We start from the raw sequence: 26,519 nt of genomic DNA, 5'->3' as shown, positions 1-26,519 counted from the left end.
GCGTAGCGTAAATGCACGGTCCGCGATTGCTTGGTACCTCGCAATGACAAAAATGAATTTAACTTAAACGAATTATCTGATAAAGCTCAGTCGTTTACCGGCCTCACCTTCATGTAAGCTTCCGTCAGTCCACACAACATTGCCTGATACAATGGTATAGGCAATTTTTGATTTAAAGGTAGTTCCTTCAAACGGGCTCCATTTACATTTGTATAAAATGTTATCCTTGTTAACTTTCCATGGGGCATTTAGATCGGCCAGCACAAGGTCGGCCCAATAACCTTCCCGGATAAAACCGCGTTTTTCTATCTGGAAACATACTGCAACATTGTGCGCCATTTTTTCGGCAATTTGTTCCAGGCTGATCTTACCCTGGTGATATAATTCAAGCATAGCGGGCAACGCATGTTGCACCAATGGTCCGCCGGATGGTGCTTGAAGGTAAGGCAATGATTTTTCTTCCAGTGTGTGCGGGGCGTGGTCGGTTGCTATTATATCAATACGCCCGTTTAGTACGGCTTTTAAAATGCCATCGCGGTCGTGCGCTGTTTTTACAGCCGGGTTCCATTTTATAAGGTTGCCCTTGGTTTCGTAATCCTTGTCGGTAAACCAAAGGTGATGGATACAGGCCTCGGCGGTTATCCTTTTATCTTTTAACGGGATGGAATTGTCAAACAGGTAAGTTTCTTTTTCTGTAGAGATATGTAAAATATGCAATCGTGTATTGTGCTTTTTCGCAAGGTCAACCGCCATTGACGAGGACAGGTAACAGGCTTCGGCGCTCCTGATCTTGGGATGCAGTTTTACCGGGATATTCTCGCCCAATAATTGTTTGTAATGCTCAAGATTGCTTTTTATAGTGGCTTCATCCTCGCAGTGCGTAGCAACCAGCATTGGTGATTGTGCAAAGATGCGCTCAAGTGTATTAGGATCATCCACCAGCATATTACCGGTTGATGAGCCCATAAAAACCTTAATGCCGCAAACATTGGCAGTATCTGTTTTTAATACCTCATCAATATTATCATTTGAGGCGCCCATGAAGAAAGAGTAATTAGCCAGCGAAGTGCGTGCACCTATATCATATTTATCCTGCAGTAATTGCTGCGTAAGCGTATTTGGTACAGTATTGGGCATCTCCATAAACGAAGTGATCCCACCCGCAACAGCCGCTCTTGATTCAGAGTGAATATTTGCTTTGTGGGTCAGGCCCGGTTCACGGAAATGCACCTGGTCGTCAATGCAACCTGGGAAGAGATGCAGGCCTTCGGCATTTATCTCTTTATCGGCAGCAGCGTCAATATGCTTATCAATTCGGTCAATAAAACCATCTTTTACCAAAACATCAGCAACAAACTGCCGATTTTCATTAACTATTGTTGCTGATTTTATAAGGATTGAGCTCATAACGCAAAGATAGGTATAAGTCAGAAAGTCCGGAAGTCGGAAAGTCCGAAAGAAAGAATTGTACTAAAACATTCCGCAATCGGCATTCCGACTTCCGCATTTGAACCATGATTAAAAGATTTTAGGATTACTTGATCCTTAATTGCAACAAACATCTCAATAATCCATTAATCAGCTGAATCCTGGTTCAGACATTAAATCCGAAATCGAAAATCCGACATCCGAAATCAAAAATCACTTTCTTCCCCAAAAATAGTTAAGCCCGAAAGAGATATTATCATTAAGGCCTGCGTGGAAGGTGCTGTTTTTAGTTTGATAATCGAGGTTATAAGCTGCACCGCCAAAGCCAAGATTAACACCAAGTTTTGGCGTAGGGAAAAACACAAAGTTAGGAGTAACGCCAAGACTAAACGTGCCGTATTTAAAGTAAGTGGTATTGTTTAAAGTACTTATGCCAAATTCAGGGAAAAAGCCAAATTTATCAGATATCATGGCGTAATAGCGGGCGTGCACACCTATGCCAACCACGTCGTTATGATAATTATCACTCGAAATATAATTGTTAGCCGGAGTTGTATATGAATGATAATTTGATGTTTCGGTACCCGCTGTACGTGAGTAAACCGGTTGGACGCCGATTGACCACTTATCGCTTATGAAAAAACCAAACTCGGGCCTGATGCTAAATGAAGAGATCTTGCTGGTCGTGTAAATAGTGTAACCATCGTTATAATTGTAAGTATTTGATGATCCGTACGTGCTGTAATCATAGCTCAGGCTGCCGCCAAGGTAATATTCGCCTTTGTGACCTGTTTGAGCTGATACTGTGCCTATGCAGGCGAAAAATAAAATAGATAATGCGAGTAATTTTTGTTTCATGTTATAAAATTTGATGCAAGGTAAGTTGTTATGTTAATTAATACGCAATGAATAGATGAATAGCTACAATGTGCCGACGAAAAAGATTTTTGGGAAGTCCGAAAGTCGGGAAAGTCCGAAAGACCGAAAGAAAAAGTAATCTTGATGCAAATTAACAGGAATGTCATTCCGCATTCAACCCTCTGAATTCCGCAATTAAACTTTCGGACTTTACTGACTTTCCCGACTTTCGGACTATAAACCCTATCTTTGCCCGATGGGTGTATCTTTCGAAGAATTTAAATTTAACCGGCAAATTTTAAATGCAATTGCCGATGCCGGTTATACGGAGGCTACGCCTATCCAGCAAAAAGCTATTCCGCCGATATTGAACGGGCAGGATGTAATGGGCATTGCGCAAACCGGTACGGGTAAAACTGCGGCCTATGTTTTGCCGATCCTTATGAAGCTTAAATATGCCCAGGGGGATAATGCCCGTGCACTGATCATATCACCAACGCGCGAGCTGGCTATGCAGATAGAGGAAAATGTAAAAGCCTTTGCTGCCAATACTGACCTGCGTGTTGTTGTTTTATATGGCGGCCTTGGCCCCAAAACTCAAATAGAGCAAATAAATAAAGGAGTTGATATTATTGTGGCTACCCCCGGCCGCTTTATGGACATTTATCTTGCCGGCCACATTGTTACCAAAACATTACAGGTTTTGGTGCTGGATGAAGCCGACAAAATGATGGACATGGGCTTTATGCCACAGATAAACCGCATTTTGGAAGTGGTACCCGTAAAGCGGCAAAACCTGCTTTTTTCGGCCACCATGTCAGACAAGATCCATGAGCTTTCCAATAATTTCCTGGAGTTTCCTACTATTATCGAGGTAACACCGCAGGCTACTCCGGCGCAAACGGTAAACCAGCACTTATACTTTGTGCCGAATGTTAAAACCAAAATAAACCTGCTCAGAAAGCTGCTTGATGTTGAAGATGATATAAAAAAGCTGATCATCTTTTGTAAAACCAGGTTAGCCGCAGAGGATGTATATAAGTTTTTACTCCGCAAGTTTGGCGAAAAAGAAGTTAAGGTATTGCATGCCAATAAAGGGCAAAACACCCGCATAAATGCCATTAATGCTTTTAAAGCCGATGAAGTGAAAATACTTGTGGCCACGGATGTAGCGTCACGCGGTATTGACGTGAGCGATGTGAGCCATGTGATAAATTTTGATGTGCCGGTTGTTATTGAAGACTATGTGCACCGAATTGGTAGAACTGGACGCGCTTACCAATCAGGCGAGGCGATCACTTTTTGCAGCCCGAATGAAGAATATTATATCCGCAAAATTGAGAAGTTGATAAAACAAACCATTCCGGTAACTGATATTCCCGTTGATGTGTTTATTGAGGCAACTCCTTATGAGGAAAAACAGGAGCAGGCCAAAGAGGTTGACATGCAAAAGCGAAAAGAAGACCCTGACTTTAAAGGTGCTTTTCATGAAAAGAAAACCCTGAACCAGCATAAAAAGTTTGATGCAGCCAAAGCGAAAGCATCAGGCAGGCCAGCCGCAAAAAGAACTAAATCGCCAAAATCATACAGGAAAAAACATTAATACAATATGAAGCTTAGGATTACCCCCCTGAATTTTGCAAGCGCATTTCTTTTAGTTGTAGCTGTTTATAGCTGGGTATATGGTGTTCAAATTTCGGGTACGCATTTTAAAACAATGAGCACGGCAGTAGGGTGGATCTTTATCCTGTTTGCAGTTGTAGTGTCATTTATGGATATAATGTTCCGTAATTTCTTCCCGGCCACTAAAAAATTATGGATAGTAGAGCTAAGCTTTATAACTTTGGCGGCTATTATATTTTTACTTGTTAAATAATTTATAAATGAAGACTGCTGAAATAAAGCTTACTATACAACTTGATGATGACAATGTTCCCGAAAATATTATGTGGGAATCAACAGATGCGCAAAACAAGGAGGCATTGCCTGTAAAATCAATAATGCTGGCCCTTTGGGATCAGAACTATAAAAATACATTGCGTATTGATCTTTGGACAAAGGATATGCCTGTTGACGAGATGAAACGCTTTTTTTACGAAACCCTGCAAACCATGGGCGATAGCTTTTTACGCGCAACTGGCGAAACAAATATTGTAGAAGACCTGCGTGATTATTGTGCCCACTTTGCCGATAAAATGGAAATAAAAAAATAAAATGCGCCTTAATGTATTAACCTCGTTTATTGGCTTTGTAATAATCATTGCAGGTACCTATTGCCCAATTTTACGTCCGTTCCATTTGTATAATATTGATGCTTTTGGCGCTAATAAGCCTTATGGTATGGTGCTGCTGCTTGTTGCAACCGTGGGCATCCTGGGAACCGTGTTTAATCAACCCAAAATAACCAGGATGGCTGCATTATTTTCGTTAGGGCTGGTGATTTTGTTTTATGTGCTGGCCTGGTTAAAGGTTCATACCTCGTTCAGTTTTATCCCTTTTCATTCAATCGATGCATTTTTAACAAGGCAAATAAAGTTCAAATGGGGTTGGTACTTGTTGTTTGGCGGGGCTTTACTGGCATTAGGCGGTGTTGTTTTTGGCAGAAAGAGGAGCTTTGAAAATAATTTTGAGTCTGGATCAAAACAAAATTAACTCAGATTGTTTAATCATTTCAATTGCTTGTTACTCAAATAAGTATATTTAAAAATATTTTTTTTAACATATTTGTATCTCTTAAAACAACCTACATGTTAAGATTTTCTTTTCGCCAGCAAGTATTCGCTGGCTTTGCTGTGTCTGTAATATTGGTGTTAGCGGTTGGGATATTATCCTACAAAAGTATTAGTCAACTTGAAAACGACTCCAATAGGGTTGAACATACCCAAAAAGTAATAAAAGCCTCAACCAATTTGCTGCAGTTAATGATTGATGCCGAAACAGGCATGCGCGGATTTGTAGCAACTAATAAACCTGCTTTTCTTGATCCTTATAACGCTGCTTTGCCGAATATCAAAGGTGATATAGAACAGCTTAGAGAGCAAATTGCAGACAACCCATTGCAGGTAAGAAGGATTGATTCATTGGCAACGCTGGTTAGTGCCCAGCTTAATATTTTAAAGACAAATATTGAGGTTAGGCAGGTCCAGGGACTGGATTATATGGTTAATAATAATATGCTGGTTAACGGTAAGCAAAATATGGATGAGATCCGTTCGCTGATTGACCATATGAAGAATACTGAGAATAACCTGCTAACTGTACGGAAATCAAGCTCACAGGCTGCTTCATCAAAAGCCATTGATACCATTGTGATTGGCTCTATTGTGTTTTTGGTTATAATAGTTGTACTGTTTATTTATATCCAGGGTACTTTTGAAAGGCAGAAAAAGATTGAGCAGGAGATAAAAGTAGCTAATAGCGAGCTTGAAGTTGTACTTGATGAAAACAAAGCTAAAAACTGGCTGCTAACCGGGACCGGATCAATTAATGAAAGGATGCAGGGGCAGCAAAGTGAAAGAGAGCTGGCAGGCAACGTACTTACCGAGATTTGTAATTATACCAAAGCGTTAACAGGCACATTTTACTTATTTAACGAGGAGGAGCAGATTCTTGAACTTTATGCATCCTATGCATTTAATAGCCCGGATGCTTTAAAAAAAACTGTTAAAGTATCAGAGGGATGGTTGGGGCAGGTAGCACATGATGAAAAGGCGGCGGTTGTAAAAGGTAAATTAAATGATAAGCTTGAATTGGGGTCGTCACTAATTCACCAGGAGATAATAGAAAGCTTTATTGTGCCTTTCTTTTTTGATAAAAAGCTAAAGGGGGTTATTGAAATTGCATTTGCCAATGAGCTTGATAAAAACAGCAGCAACTACATTTTAGCAGTGGCTAATGATATTGGTATTGCGGTTAATACGGCGCAGGCGCGCACCATACTGCACGAGCTGCTATTGCAAGTGCAGCAGCAGGCAGAGGAGCTTGAAGCCCAGCAGGAAGAGATGCGGGTTACCAATGAAGAGTTGTTAAGTAAAACTGAAATGCTGCAGGCATCAGAAGAAGAGATGCGGGTACAACAGGAGGAGCTGCGCACAACCAACGCCGAGCTGGAAGAAAAGGCAAGCCTGCTTGAAGAAAAAAACCAGGCTATTGAAGAAGCCCGCAGAGCAATAAATATAAAGGTTGGCGAGTTGGAAACCACCGGGAAATACAAATCGGAGTTTTTAGCAAATATGAGCCATGAGCTGCGCACACCATTAAACAGTATACTGGTATTAGCCCGAATTTTAAAGGATAATAAGCCGGCAAATCTTTCGGAAGATCAGATTAAATATGCCAGCGTAATATTTAATGCCGGGAATGACCTGCTTACCCTGATCAATGATATTCTTGATCTTTCAAAGATCGAATCGGGTAAGCTTGATATGCAGAATGATAATGTTAAAGTTGCCGATATTTTGCATGACATGGAAATGTTGTTTGCCGAAGTTGCCCGCAATAAGAAAATAAATTATACCATTACCACCAGTAAACATTTACCAAAGAGCATATTTACCGATAAAGTAAGGGTTGAACAGGTACTGAAAAACCTGCTTTCAAATGCTTTTAAGTTTACCCCAGAGAGTGGTTCAATTGCTGTAAATGTGGTTCCGGGGGATGAAGAAAAAACGATAAGCTTTTGTATAAAAGATTCGGGAATAGGCATACCGCATGATAAGCAAAAAATAATATTTGAAGCATTTCAGCAAGCGGATGGATCAACCAGCCGCAGATTTGGAGGTACAGGCCTGGGCTTATCAATAAGCCGTGAACTTGTTACTCTGCTTGGTGGTAAAATTACCGTAACCAGTGAGCATGGCGGAGGAAGTGAATTTATACTAACCATACCTTTAAAAGCCCTGGCAGTAACACAGCCTGATGAAATAACATCGCCAACGGTTGAAACATTTGCTCCTGAAATGCAATTTTTAAAACCTGCAAGGCCGGTTGTTAAAGTTACTGACAAAGAACCGCTGGTTGTAATTGTTGAGGACGATAAGAACTTCGCCGATATTCTTCATGATTATTCACGCGATCATGGTTATAAGTCAATAATGGTTTACGAAGGCACAAATGCGGTTGAGGTTATAAAAGAAAATCAGCCTGATGCGGTGATACTTGATATTATGCTGCCGGGTAAGGATGGATGGCAAATATTAAAGGAGTTAAAACAGGATGAGCAAACCATGCATATCCCCGTTCACCTGATGTCGGCAGGAGAAGCAGCGGCTAATCGTGTTCGCCGGGAAGGCGCAATAAGCTTCCTTAAAAAGCCAATTGATACCGGCACACTCGATAAATTATTTATCGATATAATGCAGCAAAACGGAACTAAATTTACCCAAATATTATTGGTTGAAGATAATAAAACGCAAAGCCAGGCGCTGAATGACATGATGCAGAGCCAGGGCATTACGGTTGACCAGGCCTTTGACGGCGAATCTGCATTCAGGATGCTTCATGAAAAGGAATATCAATGTGTAATACTTGATCTTAACCTGCCGGATATTTCAGGGCTCGACTTTTTAGATAAGATAAAGGAGATTGACCGGTTTAAGGCGCTGCCAGTAATTATTAATACGGCAATGGAACTTGATAAAGCCTCGGTTAGCAGGCTCATGCATTACGCCAATGCCATGGTGGTTAAAACCACAAAATCTGCCGATAGGCTTATTGATGAGGTTAACCTGTTTTTAAATAAGGTACGTGAGTTGGCAGATCAGTCGGCCGATATAGTTTCTATACCAAAAAACAAGATGATTACGCAGGGCAAGGATGTTATTAAAGGCAAAAAAGTATTGATTGTTGACGACGATATGCGCAATATTTTTGCCTTGAGCAGCGCACTCCAGAGCTATGATATGATTGTGGAAATTGCCAGTGACGGACAGGAAGCCATTGATAAGCTGGAAGTTATTAAAGATATTGATTTGGTGCTGATGGATATTATGATGCCGGTAATGGATGGTTACGAAGCAACAAGATATATAAGAAAACAAAACAAATGGGCCAAGCTGCCTGTAATAGCTTTAACTGCCAAAGCAATGATGGACGACCGTGAAAAATGTATAGCTGCCGGAGCCAATGATTATATAACAAAGCCGGTTGATATGGATAGGTTGGTTTCATTAATGCAGCTTTGGCTGGGGAGCTAAATATGAATGTTTCTTCACAAGGATTAACAGCTGAGCAGATTACAGAACTTATTGACCTGGTAAAAAAAGTTCACGGATTTGATTTTTCAGAGTATTCAAAAGCATCCCTAAAAAGAAGGCTTAGCAGGATAATGATGATTAAAAAGCTGGAATATTACGACCTGAAACATACACTGGTAAATAGTCCTGATTTTTTTCAGAATTTTTTAGAAGAGATTACAGTGAACGTTACTGAAATGTTTCGCGACCCTTCATTTTATAAAGCGCTTAATAACCAGGTCGTTCCATATCTTTCAACTTATCAGCATATAAAAATATGGTCGGCGGGGTGTTCATCTGGCGAAGAAGTTTACTCGCTGGCAATATTACTGGACCAGGCCGGGCTTAAAAATAAATCATTTATATATGGCACAGATGTAAATACGGTTGTTTTAAAAGAGGCACGTATGGGTATTTACAGTTACCGTAATATAAAAAGCTATGCCGAAAATTATCAGTTATCAGGTTTAAAAGGATCGCTTACAGATCATTTTACCACCATGTATGATGCAGCCACAGTTCACAGCGAACTAAAGACCAATACTTTATTTTCTGTTCATAATTTAATATCCGATACGGTTTTTAATGAGTTTCAGTTAATTAGCTGCCGCAACGTTTTTATATATTTTGAAATGCAGCTGCAGGAAAAAATACTGGAACTTTTTTATAAAAGTTTATGCCCGCACGGTTTCTTATGTCTTGGCAGTAAAGAAACCATCAGGTCTGATTCTTTTAAAAAGAAATTTAAGGCGGTTAACCTAAAGGAAAATATTTACCAAAAAATTGGATATTGATAAAAACATAGCTGATCGCTGGCATAACTCTGAAATACTGTTGTTAGGCGGCTCTGCGGGCTCATTCAAGCTGTTGTTTCATATTGTGAAAATTTTACCTCCTTCTCTGGATAAAGTGGTGATCATTATTATGCACCGGAAAAGAAATTTTCAAAGTTCAATTGAAAAACTGTTTGCCGAAAATAGCAGTATGCCAATAAGGGAAATTAGCGATAAGGACAAAATAAATAAAAATACGATTTATATAGCCCCGGCAAATTATCACGTTTTAATTGAAAAAGATCATTCATTTGCCCTGGATGTATCTGACGCCCTCTGGTATTCAAAGCCATCAATTGATATTACATTTGAAAGTGCAGCAGAGATCTATAATGATCGTTGTACGGCGATATTGTTTTCCGGGGCAAATGAGGATGGCGCCCAGGGTTTGCTTAAATTAAAAAACACCGGCTCATTAACCATTGCGCAACATCCTGATGATGCGGAGATGCCTGAAATGCCTAAAAAGGCCATAAGTATTAACGCAACTGATTATGTTTTAAAGAGTAACGAGATTTTTGTACTTTTGCAGAATTAATAAATTTACCCCCATTTACCTTAGATGATCCCCATTAATATTCTGATTGTTGACGACAGGGAAGAAAATATTATAGCGCTTAGAGCATTGCTTGAACGCGACGATATAAAAATATTTTCCACAACATCCCCAAATGAAGGCTTGAAATTGGCCTGGGAAAATCAGATCTCCATTGCTTTGGTTGATGTTCAAATGCCTGAAATGAATGGGTTTGAATTTGTTGAAATGCTGAAATCAAATGCACGTACCAGGGATATTCTTGTAATTTTTGTTACCGCAATATCAAAAGAAACGAAATATGCAGTAAGGGGTTTAGGTACGGGAGCTGTTGATTACCTGTATAAGCCGCTTGATCCTTATATTACTTCGGCAAAAGTAGACTCATTTATACAACTGGCCCGTTACCAGGCAGATATTAAGAAGAAAAACCTGGAACTTGAAAACTTTGCTGTTATTGTAAAGAACTCAGCTGATATTATCTGTGTGGTTGATGCGCATGACTTTAGGATTCAAACAATTAATCCGGCATCCGAAAAAATTATCGGCTCAAAACCGGCAACGTTAATTGGTAAAAGCATTATTGATTTTGCGGTTGAACATCAAAGGTCGGCTTTCAGGATAAAACTGGGTGAAATTATAAAAGATAATATAAGTACTTCTGTATTTGAGTTTCAGTTTAACACTTTTAGCAAAAGGATAATTTGGGCCGAATGCCGTGTTGCATATCAAAATAAAGCGCTGTTTTTTAATATAAGTGACGTATCTGCCCAAAAGAGCTACCAAAACCAGCTTATCAAATCAAAAGAAAATGCTGAATATGGTAAAAAGGTAAAAGAAATCTTTTTGGCTAACATGAGCCACGAGCTGCGCACTCCTATTAACGGCATTATAGGCTTAACTGCTCTTTTACATAAAACAGAGCTTAATGAGCAGCAAAACGGTATGATCAATCTGCTGGAAGTATCATCACAATCATTACTGGGCGTAATTAATGATGTGCTTGATATTTCAAAAATGGAGGCTGGTAAATTTAGCATCGTACGTTCGCCAAATAACCTGCACGACCTGGTAAAGTCTGTATACGGGTTACTTAAATTTAAAGCGGACGAAAGTAATATTGAATTTTTATTGGAAATAGCTCCGGATGTTCCGGTGAATATAATGGTCGATTCTTTGCGCTTAAACCAGATCTTAATGAATCTGTTAAGCAATGCCATTAAATTTACCGAACGTGGGTATGTGATATTAAAAATATCGGTACTTGAAAAAGATGCAAACCAGGTAAAATTACAATTCATTATTGAAGACAGCGGAATTGGGATCTCTCCAGACAGGCTTACAAATGTTTTTGAAGCATTTGAACAAGCCGATGATAGTACAGCCTCCAAATATGGAGGAACCGGTTTAGGCCTTGCCATTGTTAAAAAACTGGTTGAATTAAAGGGCGGAGAAATTACTGTTAAGAGTGAAACAGGTAAAGGTAGTGCGTTTACTTTTGTTAACCTTTACATGTTGGCTGCTAAACCGAAGGAAAAAGCTGTTATTGAGGATGTGAAACCACCCGTGGAACTGTTTGAAAATATAAGCGTTTTAGTTGCCGAGGATAACGTGGTTAACCAATTTATGCTATCAAAAATGCTTAAAGATTGGAGTATGGATGTTGATATTGTTGATAATGGACGCAAGGTACTTGATAAGTTACAGGCTAAAAACTACGACCTGATATTAATGGATACGCACATGCCTGAATTGAATGGTTATGAAACAGCAAGAAGCATCCGCATTAATTTTGAAGAGCCAAAGCGGAGTATCCCTATCATTTCATTATCAGCCGCAGCATTTGATTATGAGCAGCAGGAAGCTATCGCAGCCGGGATGAATGACTTATTATCAAAACCCTTTCAGCCACATGAGCTGCATGGAAAAATAAAAAGCTTATTAGCTCCAAAAGAACTGGTTAAAAGTTAAGTGTGGTTTGCCCTACACCCAGCACTTTGGCTTCGTGTTCAAGCAACCATTTTTTACGCCATATTCCGCAGCCAAAACCAGTAAGGCTGCCGTCAGACCCAATAACCCGGTGACAGGGGACAACTATTAATAAATGGTTTTTGCCATTGGCTGATGCAATTGCCCTTATGCCCAATGGATTATTCATTAATTTTGATTGCTGCATATAACTTATGGTTTTGCCATAAGCTATTTTAGTTAGCTGGCCCCAAACCTGCTGCTGAAATGCTGAACCCTGTTGCTTAACGGGTAAGTCGAAATCTTTTCTTTTACCTGCAAAATATTCATCAAGCTGCTGTATGGCAGTTTGTAATAAAGGTGTTTCAGGTGGCAATACTTCATGCTCCTCGTCAAGCGCATAAACAGAAGTTATTAATTCATCTTCCTCAGTTATGCATATAATACCAATGGGGGATTTATAATAAGCAACAGGCATTGTTTAATTAGTGAGTTAGTGATTTATAAATTGTAAAGGTCATGATTTTTTCGCCAAATCAACTAATGACCAGTGACAAATGACCAATGAAAAAATTATCTTTGCCCCATGCAACTCTTCAATCAAACCATATATCTTTTAAAAAAGGAAATTGTATTGGAGTGGCGTTCAAAATACGCTTTTAATGGAGTTTTGCTCTACGTGGTTTCAACTGTGTTTATTTGCTATATCTCCTTTAACCTAAACCCGGGTTTTACCGGTACCAAAGGTTATCCGATAGTTTGGAATGTTTTATTCTGGATAATTATACTTTTTGCCTCGGTTAATGCCATTGCCAAAAGCTTTATGCAGGAGAGTAAGAGCCGCTTGCTGTATTATTACTCTATCGCAAGTCCTGAGGCAATCATCCTTTCAAAAACCATTTATAATATTTTATTAATGTCGTTGTTAAGTGGTTTGGCGCTGCCAATTTATATGATTTTTTTTAATAACACCATTGGCGATCCGCTCTATTATTTTTTAACAGTTTTGCTGGGCAGCATTAGCTTTTCTACTGTTTTTACCATGATTTCGGCCATTGCCTCAAAGGCGGGTAATAACGGTACGCTGATGGCCATATTAAGCTTCCCTGTAATTATCCCCGTTATTTTAGTGCTCATCAAGCTTAGCAAAAGCGCTATGGATGGCATTGACAGAAGTTTAAGCTATGGCAATATTGGTGTGCTTTTAGCTATCAATGTAATTGTAATTACCACCTCGCTTATTTTGTTTCCCTTTCTATGGCGCGATTAACATAGACACTTCGGCATTGCTTCACTCTTTCCCCTTTTTTTGCTAACAACTTTCACTTCACAAGGAGTTACGTCCTGATAGGATAAATTTTATCTTTTATTTGGATTAAGTCTAAATAAACTACTATTTTTGCTGACAAATAGATATTAGATGCAAACAAAAACTTTTACTTTATCAATTATACTTTTTTTGATAGCCGGAACCTTATTTGCGCAAAGAACAGCGCCGGTAACTTCTGAAGATTCATTAAATAATAACATTTCAAAAAGCTCAACCACCATAGGTGGTTATGGTAATGCGTTTTACCAACGGGATAAGAATTTGGGTACTTCAAGGCTGGATTTAGAACGATTTGTAATTTTTACCGGACATAAGTTCAATAATAAAATTTCTATTTTTTCTGAGCTTGAAGTTGAGGATGCAAAAGTTAGCGGTGGCGAAAGCGGCGGTGAGGTTGCTATTGAGCAAGCCTATCTTAAATTTAATTTAAACGCCAATCAGTATATAGTTGCAGGTTTGTTTATACCACGGATAGGGATCCTGAACGAAAACCACCTGCCTAACACCTTTAACGGTAATGAACGTAATTATGTAGAAACATTTATCCTTCCGGCAACCTGGCGCGAATTAGGTATCGGTCTTTATGGTAGTTTAAATGGTTTGCCCTTAAACTATTCGGTAGGGTTGGTAAATGGCGTAAGCTCGGGGATGTTTAATCATGGCACCGGGATTAGAGATGGCAGATTTGAGGGGCGTAACGCAACCGGGAACAACCTGGCGGTAACTGCTTCAATACAATATTACCAGGGAGATTTTAAAGCCCAGTTAGCAGGGTATTATGGCGGTACGGTAGGGGTGAGCAAACGCAAAGCGGATAGCCTTAATTTAAGCTCGGGCATATTTGGTACACCTTTAGCTATTGGCGAAGGCGATATTCAATATGCAAGAAACGGGTTCTTTTTTAAGGCTTTGGGTGCGATAGTAGCTATCCCCGATGCTGAAAATATAAACAGGGCCTACGCCAACAATACGCCAAAAACCGAATATGGCGCTTATGTTGAGCTGGCCTATGACCTTTTGCATCATTTAAGAAAATTACATGATCAGCAGCTTATTGTTTTTGTGCGCGATGAAAAGCTTGATATAAATGCAAGCGTTCCTTCAAACGGAATTGTTGACGGAACGCTTGATCAAAACCATGTTGTTGCAGGTTTTACCTATTTGCCTATTCGTAATGTGGCTATAAAAGCCGATGTACGGATCATACACACAGGCGCTCAAAATCCTGAACTGATAGTTAATCCAAACCCTGCTGCCTTGCCTTACCAGCAAAATAATAACCTGGTTAATCTTGGTCTTGCGTTTTCATTTTAATGATATGGACAGAAGGAAATTTGTAAAGCAATCATGTTCGCTATGCCTGGCAACGGGAGCAGGCATGCTTATTGGCTCGCTGGCTTCGTGTGGTACAGCCTTGCCGGTTTATAAAACTACTATAGCCAATAATAAAATAGCAGTACCTGTGAGTTTGTTTGCAAACAGCGATTTTCAGCTTATTCAGCCTAAAAACTTATATTATAACATAGGCCTGAAAAAAGAAAAAGACGGTAGCTATACCGCCTTATTGTTACGCTGCACCCATGCTGATAACCAACTTATATCAGCAGGTAATGGCTTTAAATGCACCCTGCATGGCAGCGCTTTTGATAACGAAGGCCGTGTTACAAACGGACCTGCCGAGCGCCCGCTAAAAAAGTATCCCACTCAAATAGAATCTGATCAAATAATAATTAGTATAAGTTAGTATACCTATGAAAACTAAAATAATTACCCTGTTTTGTATAGTTGCAGTTGCCATTGCCAGCTGCTCAAAAAATAATACGCCCACAAAAACAAATACCGATGGTACGCTTGAAGGCCAGGTGCTGGCAGATTTTCCAACTAACCTGGCAAACCCCAACTACCTGGATATTGAAACCAAAGCAGGGATAATGAAAGATGCTGCTGCATTATTTATTGCTACACCAAACGATGCAAACCTTAAAGCGACACAGGATGCATGGAAAAATACCCGTGCGGCATGGGAATCATGCGAGGGGTTCCTGTTTGGCCCTGTTGAGGATTTTAACTACGATCCAACAATGGACGACTGGCCGGTAAACAAAGTAGACCTTGACTCATTATTAACTAGCAGTAACCCACTTGCAGTTGAAGATATACAACAACTTGGAACAACATTAAAAGGTTTCCATGCCATTGAATATATTATTTATGGTGTTGGCGGCACCAAAAAAGCCGCACAGATAACAGATCGTCAAAAAGCATACCTTTCATCATTAGCACAAAGTTTATATAATACCACTAAACAATTACGGGATAGCTGGGATCCCTCACAGTCTGGTAATTATACATTGCAGGTTACCACTGCAGGCAAAGGCAGCACCACGTTTACTACCCGTAAGGCTTTTTTTAAGGCGCTGATAGGCTCAATGGCCGATATTTGTAACGAGGTAGCTGATGGAAAGATGCAAACACCGCTTGCAGCACAGGATTCAACATTGGATGAATCATCATTCTCCCACAACTCCGTTACCGATTTTACAAACAACATTAAAGGGGTATTAAATGCTTATTTAAGCTCATATAATGGTGCAAGCGGACACAGCTTAAGCGAGTTGGTAAAATCAAAAAATATCTCGCTTGATGCTAAAATTCAAACCCTGACCAATGCTGCGGTATCGTCTTTTGGCCTTTTAAATGGTATTACTTATGAAAAAGCCATTTACGCAAATAAGGACAAGGTAGGCCAGATTCAAACAGCCATCCGTACTTTAAAAGCTACCATCGAAGGTGACTTGAATGATTTTGTTGAGGCTAATATAAAAGACTAAGAAATAAATTGAGACAATTAAAAGTAATTGGGATATTGATTATACTGGTACTTATATTGGTAAAGTGCCAGAAATCAAAAGTATTTCCTGAAGATCAATATGATGACCGGCTTTCCGGAGGTGATGAAACAGTTTTTAATGCTACTTCACAAGCTTTCGGGAACATGTTCCCGGGCTTAACGGGATACGATGTATATGTGCATAGCCTAGGCGACCGGATTTTTAACCAGTCGTTCGTTACGGCACCGGCACCTATTCATAGTGGTTTAGGCCCTCTTTTTAATAATACTTCATGCACTAACTGCCACCATAATGATGGTATCGGTTTACCAACTGCCGGCGAGTTACAATCCTCGTTATTAATGCGGATAAGTTTGCCTGGAAATGATGCGCATGGCGGCCCTGTACCGGTGCCCGGCTATGGATTACAATTACAGGATAAAGCAGTTTTTGGTAAAGTGCCCGAATGTAAGGTGAATATTGCCTATGCTTATAATACCTACTCATTTGCTGATGGGGAAACTTACGAGCTAAGAACACCAACTTATACTTTAACAAATCTGTATACACCTATAGCCGGTAGTTACCTGCTTTCGCCGCGTTTAGCGCCGCCAATGTTTGGATTGGGTTTACTGGAGGCTGTGCCCGAAAGCGAAATTGTTGGACTTGCTGACCCTAATGATGCTAATGGAGATGGTATAAAGGGAAAAGTTAATTACGTATGGGATGCCGTTACCCAAACCAGGCAAATAGGCCGCTTTGGCTGGAAAGCAAATACTGCATCAATTTTAACACAGGTTGCGAGCGCCTTTAACCAGGATATGGGAATTACTACCAGCGTGCTCCCGGTTGAAAATAGTTTTGGACAGGCGCAGTACGATGGTTTAAAGGATGATCCTGAACTTCCTGACAGCCTTTTAAACGCTGTTAAATTTTATGCGCAAACGCTTGCAGTGCCTGCCCGAAGGAATACTACAGATGCGACCATAAAACGGGGGCTGCAATTGTTCATACTGGCAAAATGTGTTAACTGCCATAGGCAAACATTAACTACTGGCATTAATGTAGCGTTTCCTTCTGTATCAAACCAAATAATACACCCTTATACAGATCTGCTGGTACATAACATGGGCCCCGGCCTGGCTGATAACCGGTCGGATTTTTTGGCAGGCGGACAAGATTGGCGAACTGCGGCATTATGGGGTGTAGGTTTATTTGAAACGGTGAATAACCCCGGCTACTATTTGCATGATGGGCGCGCACGTACACTAACCGAAGCCATTATGTGGCATGGTGGCGAAGCTGATCAATCAAAAGCCTATTTTTCAAATCTGCCTAAGTCTGACAGGGATGCGATCCTGAAGTTTTTGAAGTCGTTGTAAGAAGTCCGAAAGTCAGTAAAGTCCGAAAGAAAGAGGAGTTAGTTTTGTAACGAAGCTATTACGCTTTAAGCCAGAACCTTTATTACTTGCGGAGTTTCGGTCTTTTCCGACTTTCGGACTTTTTTTTTCATCCTTAGTTCATAATTATTCCGTTTTTTAGCATCTTCAAATTTAATTGTAATATTGACCGATGCGATTCCCCTGGTTCATCCTTCTTTGTATATTTTTTCCGGTTATAGCTTTCGCCCAGGATGGAATTATTACCGGGGTAATAACCAATGCAGAAACAAATAAACCCTTACCGCGGGCAAGTGTCTTTTTAAGTAATTCATCTGTTGGGTCTGCAAGCGCCGAGGACGGTAAATTTTCATTGAATTATATCAGGCCCGGGCAGTACACTTTAACCGTTACTATATTAGGATTCGAGGATTATTCAAAAACTGTACTTGTAGGTCGCGAACCTATAAAAATGGATATTCAATTAAAACCTAAGCCGCTAATGCTTAAGGAGGTGACGATAATATCCGCAGCCGACTGGAAAAAAAATTATGAGTCGTTCAGAAAAGATTTTATAGGTGTTGATGAAAATGCCAAAAATTGCGTGGTTACAAACCCCCATGTGCTTAACCTTCAGTTTAACCGTACAAAACAAACGCTGGAAGCAAACGCGGATGAATTTTTAGTAGTTGAAAATAAGGCGCTCGGTTATAGGGTTAAATTCCTGCTCAAAGATTTTATAAGCGATAGGATAGCAAACATAATTGCCTACGGCGGTGAACGGCTATTTGAGGAGTTGCCGGGTAGTGCTTCGCAAAAAAAGAAATGGCATGAAAAGCGCGAAGAAGCTTATTATGGATCGGCTATGCATTTTTACCGGTCGTTATACACCAATAAATTAAGTGAAGCGGGTTTTATAATGTACCATTTAAACCGGCAGCTAAATCCTGGCAGGCCTCCTGAAGACGTAATAAGACGGAAAGCCAAAATGTTTTATGAGAGGAGGATGGCCGACTCTTTAAATTATTGGAATAGCCAGGCCACCCTGTCAAAATATTATAAAGAGAGCCTTGGCAAGATCCCGGTATTGCCATACGAAGTATACAGCACTACCGACCAGCAGGGTATTTTTGCTTTACATTTTCCTAACTATTTGTATGTTGTTTACACCAAAAGGAGAGATGAAGTATATAACAAGGATCTGTATCGTCCGCTGGAGATGACAAACTATGAAACAAGTATTATTACCTTGTTTAATCCCTATGCCTTGTTTGATATGAATGGCATTGTAGTTAGCCAGGCTCCACTGCTTGAAGGGGCGTGGGCAAAATCTCGCCTGTCAGACCTGTTACCGGTTGATTATGTACCGGATGTGAAGTAGTGGGGGAGTTGAGTAAGTGGATTAGGTTGGATTGAGTTGATTAGGTTATTAAAGAACAGAGCGGAAAGACTTACGAAGTTTTAAAAACTTCGTAAGTCTGATCAAATTGCAAAAAACTTAATCAACTCAATCCAACTTAATCAGACCAATCAACCAAAAAACATTACATTTGTCAGCATAAATACTATGAAATTTATATATCAAATTTGGGATTGGATAGCGGATACCGCAGGCGTGTTTTATCAGTTTTTGCAAAGGCAAATGACAAAAAGCTGGTGGAAGATCATCACCGTACTTCTGATCGTTTACACACTGATAGCAGGTTTTCTTTTAGGTGTTCCGGACAAGTATATTCTTAATGAAACTATCCGTAACCTGTATTTCCATGTGCCTATGTGGATGGCAATGCTTTCAGTTTTTGTAATGTCGGTATTTTACAGTGTCCGTTACCTTAATACAGGGCTGGAGAAAGATGACCTTGCGGCTGTTGAATGCGTAAACACAGGTTTATTGTTTTACTCACTTGGGCTTTTAACCGGCATGATGTGGGCAAAATATACCTGGGGCGCCTATTGGAGCGGCGATCCAAAGCAAAATAGCGCCGCGATAGCTTTCCTGCTTTATTGCGCTTACGTAGTGTTACGTAACTCGATTGATGAGGAGCAGAAGCGTGCGAAGATCTCTGCCATCTATAATATTTTTGCATTTCCTATCATGATCGTATTGATTTTCGTGATTCCAAGAATGACGGACTCTCTGCATCCGGGTAGTGGCGGTAACCCTGCCTTTGGTAAGTACGACCTTGACGGCAGAATGAAAATGGTGTTTTATCCGGCTATGCTCGCATGGAGCTTTTTTTCGGTATGGATTGCCACTATCAGGTACCGCATCCGTTTAATTGAATACAAAAACAACGCTTTATAGAAAGATGAAAAAATTACTTGTATTGATGCTACTTATATTAAGCAACGCTGCCGTTTTCGCACAGTCAGCATCGGGTCCTGAAATGGCAGATGTATTTCGCAGTTCGGGAAAGATATACGTAGTAGTGGCTATAGTTGTTATAATTTTTGTGGGCTTGGCCATCTATTTGTTCTCAATAGACAGAAGGTTAAGGAAGATTGAAAAAGAAAAATAGTTCAAAAAATTAGCCTATTCCGTTTAAACCTGCATTTTAATGTAATATTATGCATGCATAATAAAATTGGAGATAATAAATTTGCGATATTGATAAAAAAAGTATCAAATTTGTGCACTTTTTTAACGATTTAATAATTATCAAATAATTTTTATGGCTACTACCAATCCGGCCGCTGATCAGGATACCCACTTTTTTGGTGACGTATGTAAGAACTTTGATTACGCTGCTCAATTTACCAAACACGATGCTGGTCTGTTAGATCAGATAAAATCATGCAACAGTGTTTACCGCTTCCGTTTCCCTATCCGCAGAGGCAATGGATTTGAAGTAATAGACGCCTGGCGCGTTGAACACTCACAACACCAATCGCCAACAAAAGGCGGGATCCGTTACAGCGAGATGGTTAATGAAGATGAGGTGATGGCACTTGCCGCGCTAATGACCTACAAATGCGCCATTGTAAATGTTCCTTTTGGTGGCGCCAAAGGAGGCATCAAGATCAACCCCAAAAACTATACTATACAGGAGCTGGAAAATATTACCCGTCGCTACACGGTTGAACTGATTAAGAAAAATTTTATAGGCCCCAGCATTGACGTACCCGCACCTGATTATGGATCGGGCGAGCGCGAAATGAGCTGGATAGCCGATACTTATGCAACCATGAATCCGGGCCAGCTGGATGCAATGGGCGCTGTTACGGGTAAGCCAATTGCATTACATGGCATTGCCGGCCGTAAAGAAGCAACCGGCAGGGGTGTAGCTATAGCTATTCGCGAATGTGTGAGCGTGGGCGAGGATATGCAGAAAATTGGTCTTTTACCGGGTATTTCCGGTAAAAAGGTAATTGTACAGGGTTTAGGTAATGTGGGTTATCACTCTGCCAAGTTTTTAGCCGAGTTTGGCGCTTTAATTGTTGGCTTGTGCGAATTTGAAGGCGCTATTTATAATGCCGACGGATTAGATGTTGATGCAGTATTTCAACACCGTAAAGCAACCGGGTCTATCTTAGGATATGCAGGTGCCAAACAGCAATTCAAAAACTCAATGGAAGGTCTTGAACAGCCTTGCGATATTTTAGTTCCGGCAGCATTGGAGAACCAGATCACTTTAGCCAATATTAAAAATATCAAAGCAAAAATAATTGCCGAAGGTGCAAATGGTCCTACTTCTCCGGAGGCAGAAGCTATTTTTTACAGCAACGGCGGTTTGATCATTCCGGATATGTACGCAAATGCCGGTGGTGTAACCGTTTCATATTTCGAATGGCTTAAAAACTTGTCGCACGTAGCCTTTGGCCGTATAAACAGGCGTTTTGAAGAAAATTCAAACCTTAACCTGGTAAACATGGTTGAAGGCATAACTGGAGTGGCTTTAACCCCAATGCAACGCTCAACCATTATAAAAGGTGCATCAGAGCTTGAATTGGTAAACTCCGGATTGGAAGACACTATGATCCGCTCATATCATGAGATTAGGGAGACATATAAAAATAACCCTAAAATTGATACACTGCGCAGTGCCGCTATGGTAGGTGCCATCAACAAAATAGCCGTATCATACCAAAATTTAGGGATCTGGCCATAATTGTAAGGCTTGGTCTTTAAGATAAAAAATGGCTGGATCCAATTGGTATTCAGCCATTTTTTATTTATATAGTTACGTTTATAGGACACTCATTTTTTTAATAATGCCATTTAAAGTTTTTACATTTAATCCGCTAACCGGATAACGATGTTTAAACCTATAGTTATTATATTTTTATTAATAGGCTTTAAAGCATTTTCTCAAACGCCGAACATAGGTTTTGAAAATGGTTCTTTTAGTAATTGGAACTGCTACATTGGTTTTGTTGATCCTTCGGGTAATGTTTCGTTATTCGCATCGGTACCAATTAATAACAGGCATACGTTAATCAGTAAGGGATCTGCCAAAATACTCGACCCCTATGGTGAATTTCCAGTCCTTTGCCCAAACGGAAGTAACTACAGCATTAGGTTAGGTAATGATGACACAAGCAGACAAGCTGAGCGAGTTAGCTATACATTAAAGGTTCCTAATCAAAAATCATATAGTATCGTATTTAATTATGCGGTTGTTTTAGAAAATCCAAATCATTTGCCTTTTCAGCAACCCAAATTTAGGGTACAGGTTTATGATGTAACCGATAACAAATATCTTGAATGCCCCTCGTTTGATTTTGCCGCTTCATCCAGTTTACCAGGATTTAAGCTGTCTACAGTCGCGGGTGTTAAAGGAGAAAGTATATACTATAAAGATTGGTCCACAGCGGCTATTGACCTTAGCAATTATACAGGAAAGGAGATCCGCCTTGAATTTACAACCAATGATTGTACCAAAGGGCAGCACTTTGGTTATGCCTACCTGGATATAAATGAAGATAACGGAACTTCAATAACAGGTAATGCTTATTGCGCCGGGCAAAGATCGATGACGCTGCACGCCCCAAATGGGTTTGCGTCATACGAATGGTTTACTGCAGATCTGTCAAAACTGGTGGGTACCGGCCAAAGCATAAACATATCGCCGCCACCGCCGGATAATACAACCTATGTTTTGGAAATTTCCCCGTATGAGGGACTTGGATGCACTGATACCTTATCTACCATTGTTAACAGAATTGACGAAGGATTTAAACTGAATGTTCCGGATACCTTGTATGGCTGTCCCGGAAAAGGGGTAGACCTTACTGACGCTAAGGTAACCGCGGGCAGCAGCCCCGGAACTACGTTGAGCTATTACAAGGATTCCCTGGGCACAAGCTATTTATATAACCCGGAAAGGATCACCAGTTCGGGATTGTTCTATATCCAGGGGGGTAATAAGGAAGGGTGTATGAATATCCTTCCTGTAAATGTGGTAGTGGCCGAACCGGAGATTAGCGTTACCAACCCCAAACCGGTAGTTTTCCCCGTAACGGTTGATCTGTCAAAAACCTTTGTACATAAAAAAAATGAAACATATAGCTATTATAGCAATGCTGAGGCAACTATTCCGGTTGATAATTATATGGCAATTAAATATGGAGCGGTTTTTTATATAAAAGTAGCAAGTGATTATGGCTGCAGTGTTGTGGTGCCTGTAAATGTGGTTATAGAACCACCACCGCTGTATACCATAATTGCGCCAAATACATTTACCCCCAATAACGACGGCATCAACGATAATTTTTCCATTACCGTTGATGGTGAAGCAACTTTTGGGGTCCTAAGAATTTTTAACCGCTATGGCAAGCTTGTATTTACAGGTAAATCACAAGCTGATTATTGGAACGGAAACTACAACGGACAAGTTCTTCCGGTAGGGACGTATTACTGGGTATTTGAAGGGACAGATAATTACCACCAAACAAAAATTAGCAAGGCTTCGTCTATTTTTTTATTGAGATGAGGTGAGGGGGAAAGTCCGAAAGTCCGAAAAGTTAGGAAGTTTCAAAGTTTGAACTTGAAAGGACCCGGAAGAAATATTGGGCTGGGAATCAACAAGCATCTACAAAGATCAAATTAATACATCTGCCATTTCCTGTCTTCCGGACTTCCGGACTTTTCCGACTTTCGGACTTAAGAAGAATGATTCTAAATAAGATTAATCTCTTGTAATAAACATTATTACATTAACGTTTTGTATTTTTGTAACTCGAAATACAGTAGATAAACCGTTAATGAAAAAAAGTGCAATATTTGGTTTGATCGTAATTGCTATCGCGATAGCAACTATCATTACTACATACTCCAGTTCAAGTACTTACGGTTCTTTTGGCGATGCTAAAAAAACCACGGAAGAATTACACATTGTCGGCCACCTGGATAAAGGTAAAGAACTGTATTACGATGCCGCTAAGGATGCTAACTACTTTTCTTTCTTTGTTAAAGACAATAAAGGTGAGGAATGTAAGGTGATATATACTGGTACAAAGCCACAGGATTTTGAAAAATCGGAACAAATTGTGCTTACCGGCCGCATGACCGGCAACGAATTTCATGCATCAACTATCCTGATGAAATGCCCATCAAAGTACACACAGGATAAATTAGACGTTAAAGAGTTCAAAGCCAAATCGGCTTCAATATAAAATCACTTAATGGATATAGCTTTTCAAGGCGAACACCTTTTGCCCGGTGATATAGGCAAGGTATTTGTTATTTTATCATTCGGCGCAGCGTTACTATCAGCTTTAAGCTATTATTTTGCTACTACCAGCACCAATAAGCTCGACAATTCCTGGCTAAAAATGGGCCGCATAGCCTTTTGGGCTAATTCAATCTCTATTTTAGGGGTTGGCGTAATGCTTTTCTATGTTATTTACAACCACTATTTTGAATATCATTATGCCTGGGCCTATACATCGCGCTCATTACCTGTTTACTATATAGTTTCGGGTTTTTGGAACGGACAGGAAGGCGGCTTTTTGCTGTGGACTTTCTGGCAGGCTGTTTTAGGTAATGTACTTATCTGGCGGGCAAAATCATGGGAAAAGCCGGTAATGACTATTATCTCTTTTTCGCAGGTATTTTTAGCCTCAATGCTTTTAGGTATCGAAGTATTTGGTGCAAGGATAGGCAGTTCGCCATTCCTGTTATTAAGAAATGCTGTTGAAGGCCCGATCTTTTCCCGTGCAGATTATCTTTCATTTATAAAAGACGGTCAGGGGATGAACCCATTGCTGCAAAACTACTGGATGGTGATCCACCCTCCAACCTTGTTTTTGGGTTTAGCGTCAGTGGTGGTTCCTTTTGCTTATGCAATTGCCGGTTTATGGCAAAAACGGTATAAAGAATGGGTGGCGCCTGCCATTTCATACGGGCTTTTTTCTGCAATGATATTGGGTACGGGAGTTATTATGGGTTCGTTATGGGCTTATGAATCGTTAAACTTTGGCGGATTTTGGGCATGGGACCCTGTTGAAAATGCATCTATATTTCCATGGCTTACTTTAGTGGGTGGCCTGCACGTTTTAATTGTATACAAAAATTCGGGTCATTCATATTTTACAGCTACGTTTTTGGTGCTGATGAGCTTTGTAATGGTGCTTTATTCATCTTTCCTTGCAAGGAGCGGGGTACTTGGCGAAACATCCGTGCATGCTTTTACAGATCTTGGGATGTTTTGGCACCTGGTGATTTTTATCCTGGTGTTTTTAGCACTATCCGTATATCTTTTAGTTGTTCGGTGGAAGGAAATGCCTATCTCTAAAAAAGATGAAGATACCTACTCACGTGAATTTTGGATGTTTGTTGGCGCTATATTCCTTGGCTTATCCTGCTTTCACTTAATACTGGTAACATCTATACCTGTATGGAATAGTATGTTTGGTACTAAAATAGCTCCCCCTACCGACCTGGTTGGGCATTATAATGTTATACAGGCGTCATTTGCCATGGTTATTGTCATATTAACAGGCTTTACCCAGTTTTTAAAATATAAGAAAACAGACGTTACCCGTTTTTTTATCACTACAGGGCTTTATCTTGTTTTTGCAGCTGCAATTACCGCACTTGTTGTTTATGTAACCGGATTGTACAAATTGCACTTTGTGTTTGTACTGGTAATGTTTGGTTCTATTTACTCTGTTTTGGCAAATGGAAAGGTACTAACCGATTCATTGAAAGGTAAGTTTAAGCTGGCAGGCTCGGCAGTGGCGCATATCGGCTTTGCATTAATGCTGATAGGTTCGTTAATAGCTGCCGGTACAAGAAAGGTAGTATCAAACAATGAATCGGGCAATATAAATATCAAAGGGTTTGACAGAGGTTCTACCGATGCCAAAGTAGGGGGAGATATCCACGAAAACATAATGATGTATCGTAATGAGCCTGTAAAAATGGGCCCGTATACGGTGACTTATATAGGTGATTCGGTATCAGTACCCAATTACTATTATAAAATGGATTATAAGCGCCTGGATGCTGGCGGTAAAATAGTTGAAGAATTTGTATTAAAACCCAATGCGCAGATAAATCCGCAAATGGGTTTAGTGTCATCTCCTGATACCAAGCATTATTTGTTTCATGATCTGTATACGCATATAACAGCTATCCCTGAAATTAAAGATAAGCCTGCCGGTTCGGGTGATGAGGCTGCACACGGTGAAGAAAATGATGATAAAAACTACGAGGAGCCAATTCCGCATGAAGTTGCGGTTGGCGATACAATTCCATACAAGGATGGGTATATCGTGTTAAAATCATTAAATAAAGAAGCAAAAGTGCAAAACATCCCGCTTACCGGTGATGATATTGCCATTAGTGCAAAGCTTGAAGTTGTATCGCACACTAAAATCTACCAGGCCGACCCTGTTTACATGATAAAGAACAAAACCGTGCTTGATTTTGCCCGCAAGGTTGAAGATGCAGGTTTAAAACTGCGCTTGTCAAAGATCATCCCTGATAAAAATAAAGTAGAGATAATAGTTTACCAGCAGCCGCAAAACAAAAGGCCATGGATAGTAATGCGTGCACTTGATTTTCCTTATATCAACTTCCTGTGGTCTGGCACCATTATCATGATCATTGGGTTTTTACTGTCGATAAGGAGAAGGAACAAGGAGCTGAAGACTGTTTAAAGTATCCGCCAAACTTACG

23 protein-coding genes are annotated in these 26,519 nt (G+C 40.1%); 20 read left to right on the top strand and 3 right to left on the bottom strand.

What is annotated here, in order from left to right:
- Positions 1-72 precede the first annotated feature (72 nt).
- On the bottom strand, positions 73-1,407 hold the full coding sequence (locus BUE31_RS15070; protein WP_073404630.1) for a dihydroorotase: 1,335 nt from the start codon (positions 1,405-1,407) through the stop codon (positions 73-75).
- Positions 1,408-1,641: 234 nt separating this feature from the next.
- On the bottom strand, positions 1,642-2,286 hold the full coding sequence (locus tag BUE31_RS15065) for a hypothetical protein (protein ID WP_073404629.1): 645 nt from the start codon (positions 2,284-2,286) through the stop codon (positions 1,642-1,644).
- A gap of 256 nt (positions 2,287-2,542) precedes the next feature.
- Between BUE31_RS15065 and BUE31_RS15060 the strand changes: the two genes are divergently transcribed.
- From BUE31_RS15060 to BUE31_RS15025, 8 genes are all read left to right on the top strand, one after another.
- A complete protein-coding gene (locus BUE31_RS15060; RefSeq protein WP_073404628.1) occupies positions 2,543-3,889 on the top strand; it encodes a DEAD/DEAH box helicase in 1,347 nt (448 codons plus the stop codon).
- A 6-nt stretch (positions 3,890-3,895) separates the two neighbouring features.
- Positions 3,896-4,162, top strand: coding sequence for a hypothetical protein (locus tag BUE31_RS15055; RefSeq protein WP_073404627.1), 267 nt, complete (start codon positions 3,896-3,898; stop codon positions 4,160-4,162).
- A gap of 7 nt (positions 4,163-4,169) precedes the next feature.
- Positions 4,170-4,499 carry a gliding motility protein GldC gene (gene gldC / locus BUE31_RS15050; protein ID WP_073404626.1) on the top strand — a complete coding sequence of 110 codons (330 nt, stop codon included), beginning with the start codon at positions 4,170-4,172 and terminating at the stop codon, positions 4,497-4,499.
- Position 4,500: 1 nt separating this feature from the next.
- Positions 4,501-4,938 (top strand): hypothetical protein, encoded by a 438-nt coding sequence (locus BUE31_RS15045; RefSeq protein ID WP_073404625.1) that lies wholly within the window; start codon positions 4,501-4,503, stop codon positions 4,936-4,938.
- A 95-nt stretch (positions 4,939-5,033) separates the two neighbouring features.
- Entirely contained in the window at positions 5,034-8,480 is a 3,447-nt protein-coding gene (locus BUE31_RS15040; protein ID WP_073404624.1) for a response regulator, read from the top strand.
- A gap of 2 nt (positions 8,481-8,482) precedes the next feature.
- The gene (locus tag BUE31_RS15035) at positions 8,483-9,313 is read left to right on the top strand and encodes a CheR family methyltransferase (protein ID WP_073404623.1); all 831 of its coding nucleotides are present in this window, start codon (positions 8,483-8,485) and stop codon (positions 9,311-9,313) included.
- Complete coding sequence (locus BUE31_RS15030; protein WP_159440691.1) at positions 9,303-9,890, top strand: chemotaxis protein CheB; 588 nt, start codon at positions 9,303-9,305, stop codon at positions 9,888-9,890. Before BUE31_RS15035 ends, BUE31_RS15030 begins: the two co-directional genes overlap by 11 nt.
- Before the next feature lie 24 nt (positions 9,891-9,914).
- Positions 9,915-11,858, top strand: coding sequence for a hybrid sensor histidine kinase/response regulator (locus BUE31_RS15025; RefSeq protein ID WP_073404622.1), 1,944 nt, complete (start codon positions 9,915-9,917; stop codon positions 11,856-11,858).
- On the opposite strand, the gene BUE31_RS15020 is transcribed toward BUE31_RS15025, so the two are convergent.
- Positions 11,848-12,333: a methylated-DNA--[protein]-cysteine S-methyltransferase gene (locus BUE31_RS15020; RefSeq protein WP_073404621.1), complete on the bottom strand. Its 486-nt coding sequence runs from the start codon at positions 12,331-12,333 to the stop codon at positions 11,848-11,850. The two genes, BUE31_RS15025 and BUE31_RS15020, sit on opposite strands and share 11 nt — an antisense overlap.
- 108 nt (positions 12,334-12,441) lie before the next feature.
- Between BUE31_RS15020 and BUE31_RS15015 the strand changes: the two genes are divergently transcribed.
- The 12 genes from BUE31_RS15015 to ccsA (BUE31_RS14960) all read left to right on the top strand — a co-directional run bounded on the left by BUE31_RS15015 (position 12,442) and on the right by ccsA (BUE31_RS14960) (position 26,500).
- Positions 12,442-13,125 carry a heme exporter protein CcmB gene (locus tag BUE31_RS15015; RefSeq protein ID WP_073404620.1) on the top strand — a complete coding sequence of 228 codons (684 nt, stop codon included), beginning with the start codon at positions 12,442-12,444 and terminating at the stop codon, positions 13,123-13,125.
- 150 nt (positions 13,126-13,275) lie between these two features.
- On the top strand, positions 13,276-14,499 hold the full coding sequence (locus tag BUE31_RS15010; protein WP_073404619.1) for a hypothetical protein: 1,224 nt from the start codon (positions 13,276-13,278) through the stop codon (positions 14,497-14,499).
- Between the two features lie 4 nt (positions 14,500-14,503).
- The gene (locus BUE31_RS15005; protein WP_073404618.1) at positions 14,504-14,929 is read left to right on the top strand and encodes a QcrA and Rieske domain-containing protein; all 426 of its coding nucleotides are present in this window, start codon (positions 14,504-14,506) and stop codon (positions 14,927-14,929) included.
- Between the two features lie 7 nt (positions 14,930-14,936).
- Positions 14,937-16,016 carry an imelysin family protein gene (locus BUE31_RS15000; protein ID WP_073404617.1) on the top strand — a complete coding sequence of 360 codons (1,080 nt, stop codon included), beginning with the start codon at positions 14,937-14,939 and terminating at the stop codon, positions 16,014-16,016.
- An 8-nt stretch (positions 16,017-16,024) separates the two neighbouring features.
- Entirely contained in the window at positions 16,025-17,398 is a 1,374-nt protein-coding gene (locus BUE31_RS14995) for a di-heme oxidoreductase family protein (protein ID WP_073404616.1), read from the top strand.
- A 190-nt stretch (positions 17,399-17,588) separates the two neighbouring features.
- Positions 17,589-18,776, top strand: a complete 1,188-nt coding sequence (locus BUE31_RS14990; RefSeq protein WP_073404615.1) for a carboxypeptidase-like regulatory domain-containing protein — start codon at positions 17,589-17,591, stop codon at positions 18,774-18,776.
- 186 nt (positions 18,777-18,962) lie between these two features.
- Positions 18,963-19,700, top strand: a complete 738-nt coding sequence (gene ccsA / locus BUE31_RS14985) for a cytochrome c biogenesis protein (protein WP_083619954.1) — start codon at positions 18,963-18,965, stop codon at positions 19,698-19,700.
- Between the two features lie 25 nt (positions 19,701-19,725).
- Positions 19,726-19,914: a CcmD family protein gene (locus BUE31_RS14980; protein ID WP_234997836.1), complete on the top strand. Its 189-nt coding sequence runs from the start codon at positions 19,726-19,728 to the stop codon at positions 19,912-19,914.
- A gap of 153 nt (positions 19,915-20,067) precedes the next feature.
- Positions 20,068-21,504 carry a Glu/Leu/Phe/Val family dehydrogenase gene (locus BUE31_RS14975; RefSeq protein WP_073404613.1) on the top strand — a complete coding sequence of 479 codons (1,437 nt, stop codon included), beginning with the start codon at positions 20,068-20,070 and terminating at the stop codon, positions 21,502-21,504.
- Between the two features lie 147 nt (positions 21,505-21,651).
- Entirely contained in the window at positions 21,652-23,328 is a 1,677-nt protein-coding gene (locus BUE31_RS14970) for a gliding motility-associated C-terminal domain-containing protein (protein WP_073404612.1), read from the top strand.
- Positions 23,329-23,599: 271 nt separating this feature from the next.
- Entirely contained in the window at positions 23,600-24,010 is a 411-nt protein-coding gene (locus BUE31_RS14965; protein ID WP_073404611.1) for a cytochrome c maturation protein CcmE domain-containing protein, read from the top strand.
- Between the two features lie 9 nt (positions 24,011-24,019).
- Positions 24,020-26,500: a cytochrome c biogenesis protein CcsA gene (gene ccsA, locus BUE31_RS14960; RefSeq protein ID WP_073404610.1), complete on the top strand. Its 2,481-nt coding sequence runs from the start codon at positions 24,020-24,022 to the stop codon at positions 26,498-26,500.
- Positions 26,501-26,519: the final 19 nt, after the last annotated feature.

This window comes from Mucilaginibacter sp. OK098 (assembly GCF_900142915.1).
Lineage (GTDB): Bacteria > Bacteroidota > Bacteroidia > Sphingobacteriales > Sphingobacteriaceae > Mucilaginibacter.
Note: the sequence above shows the minus strand (reverse complement) of the source record. Positions and strands in the feature narration are given on the sequence as shown.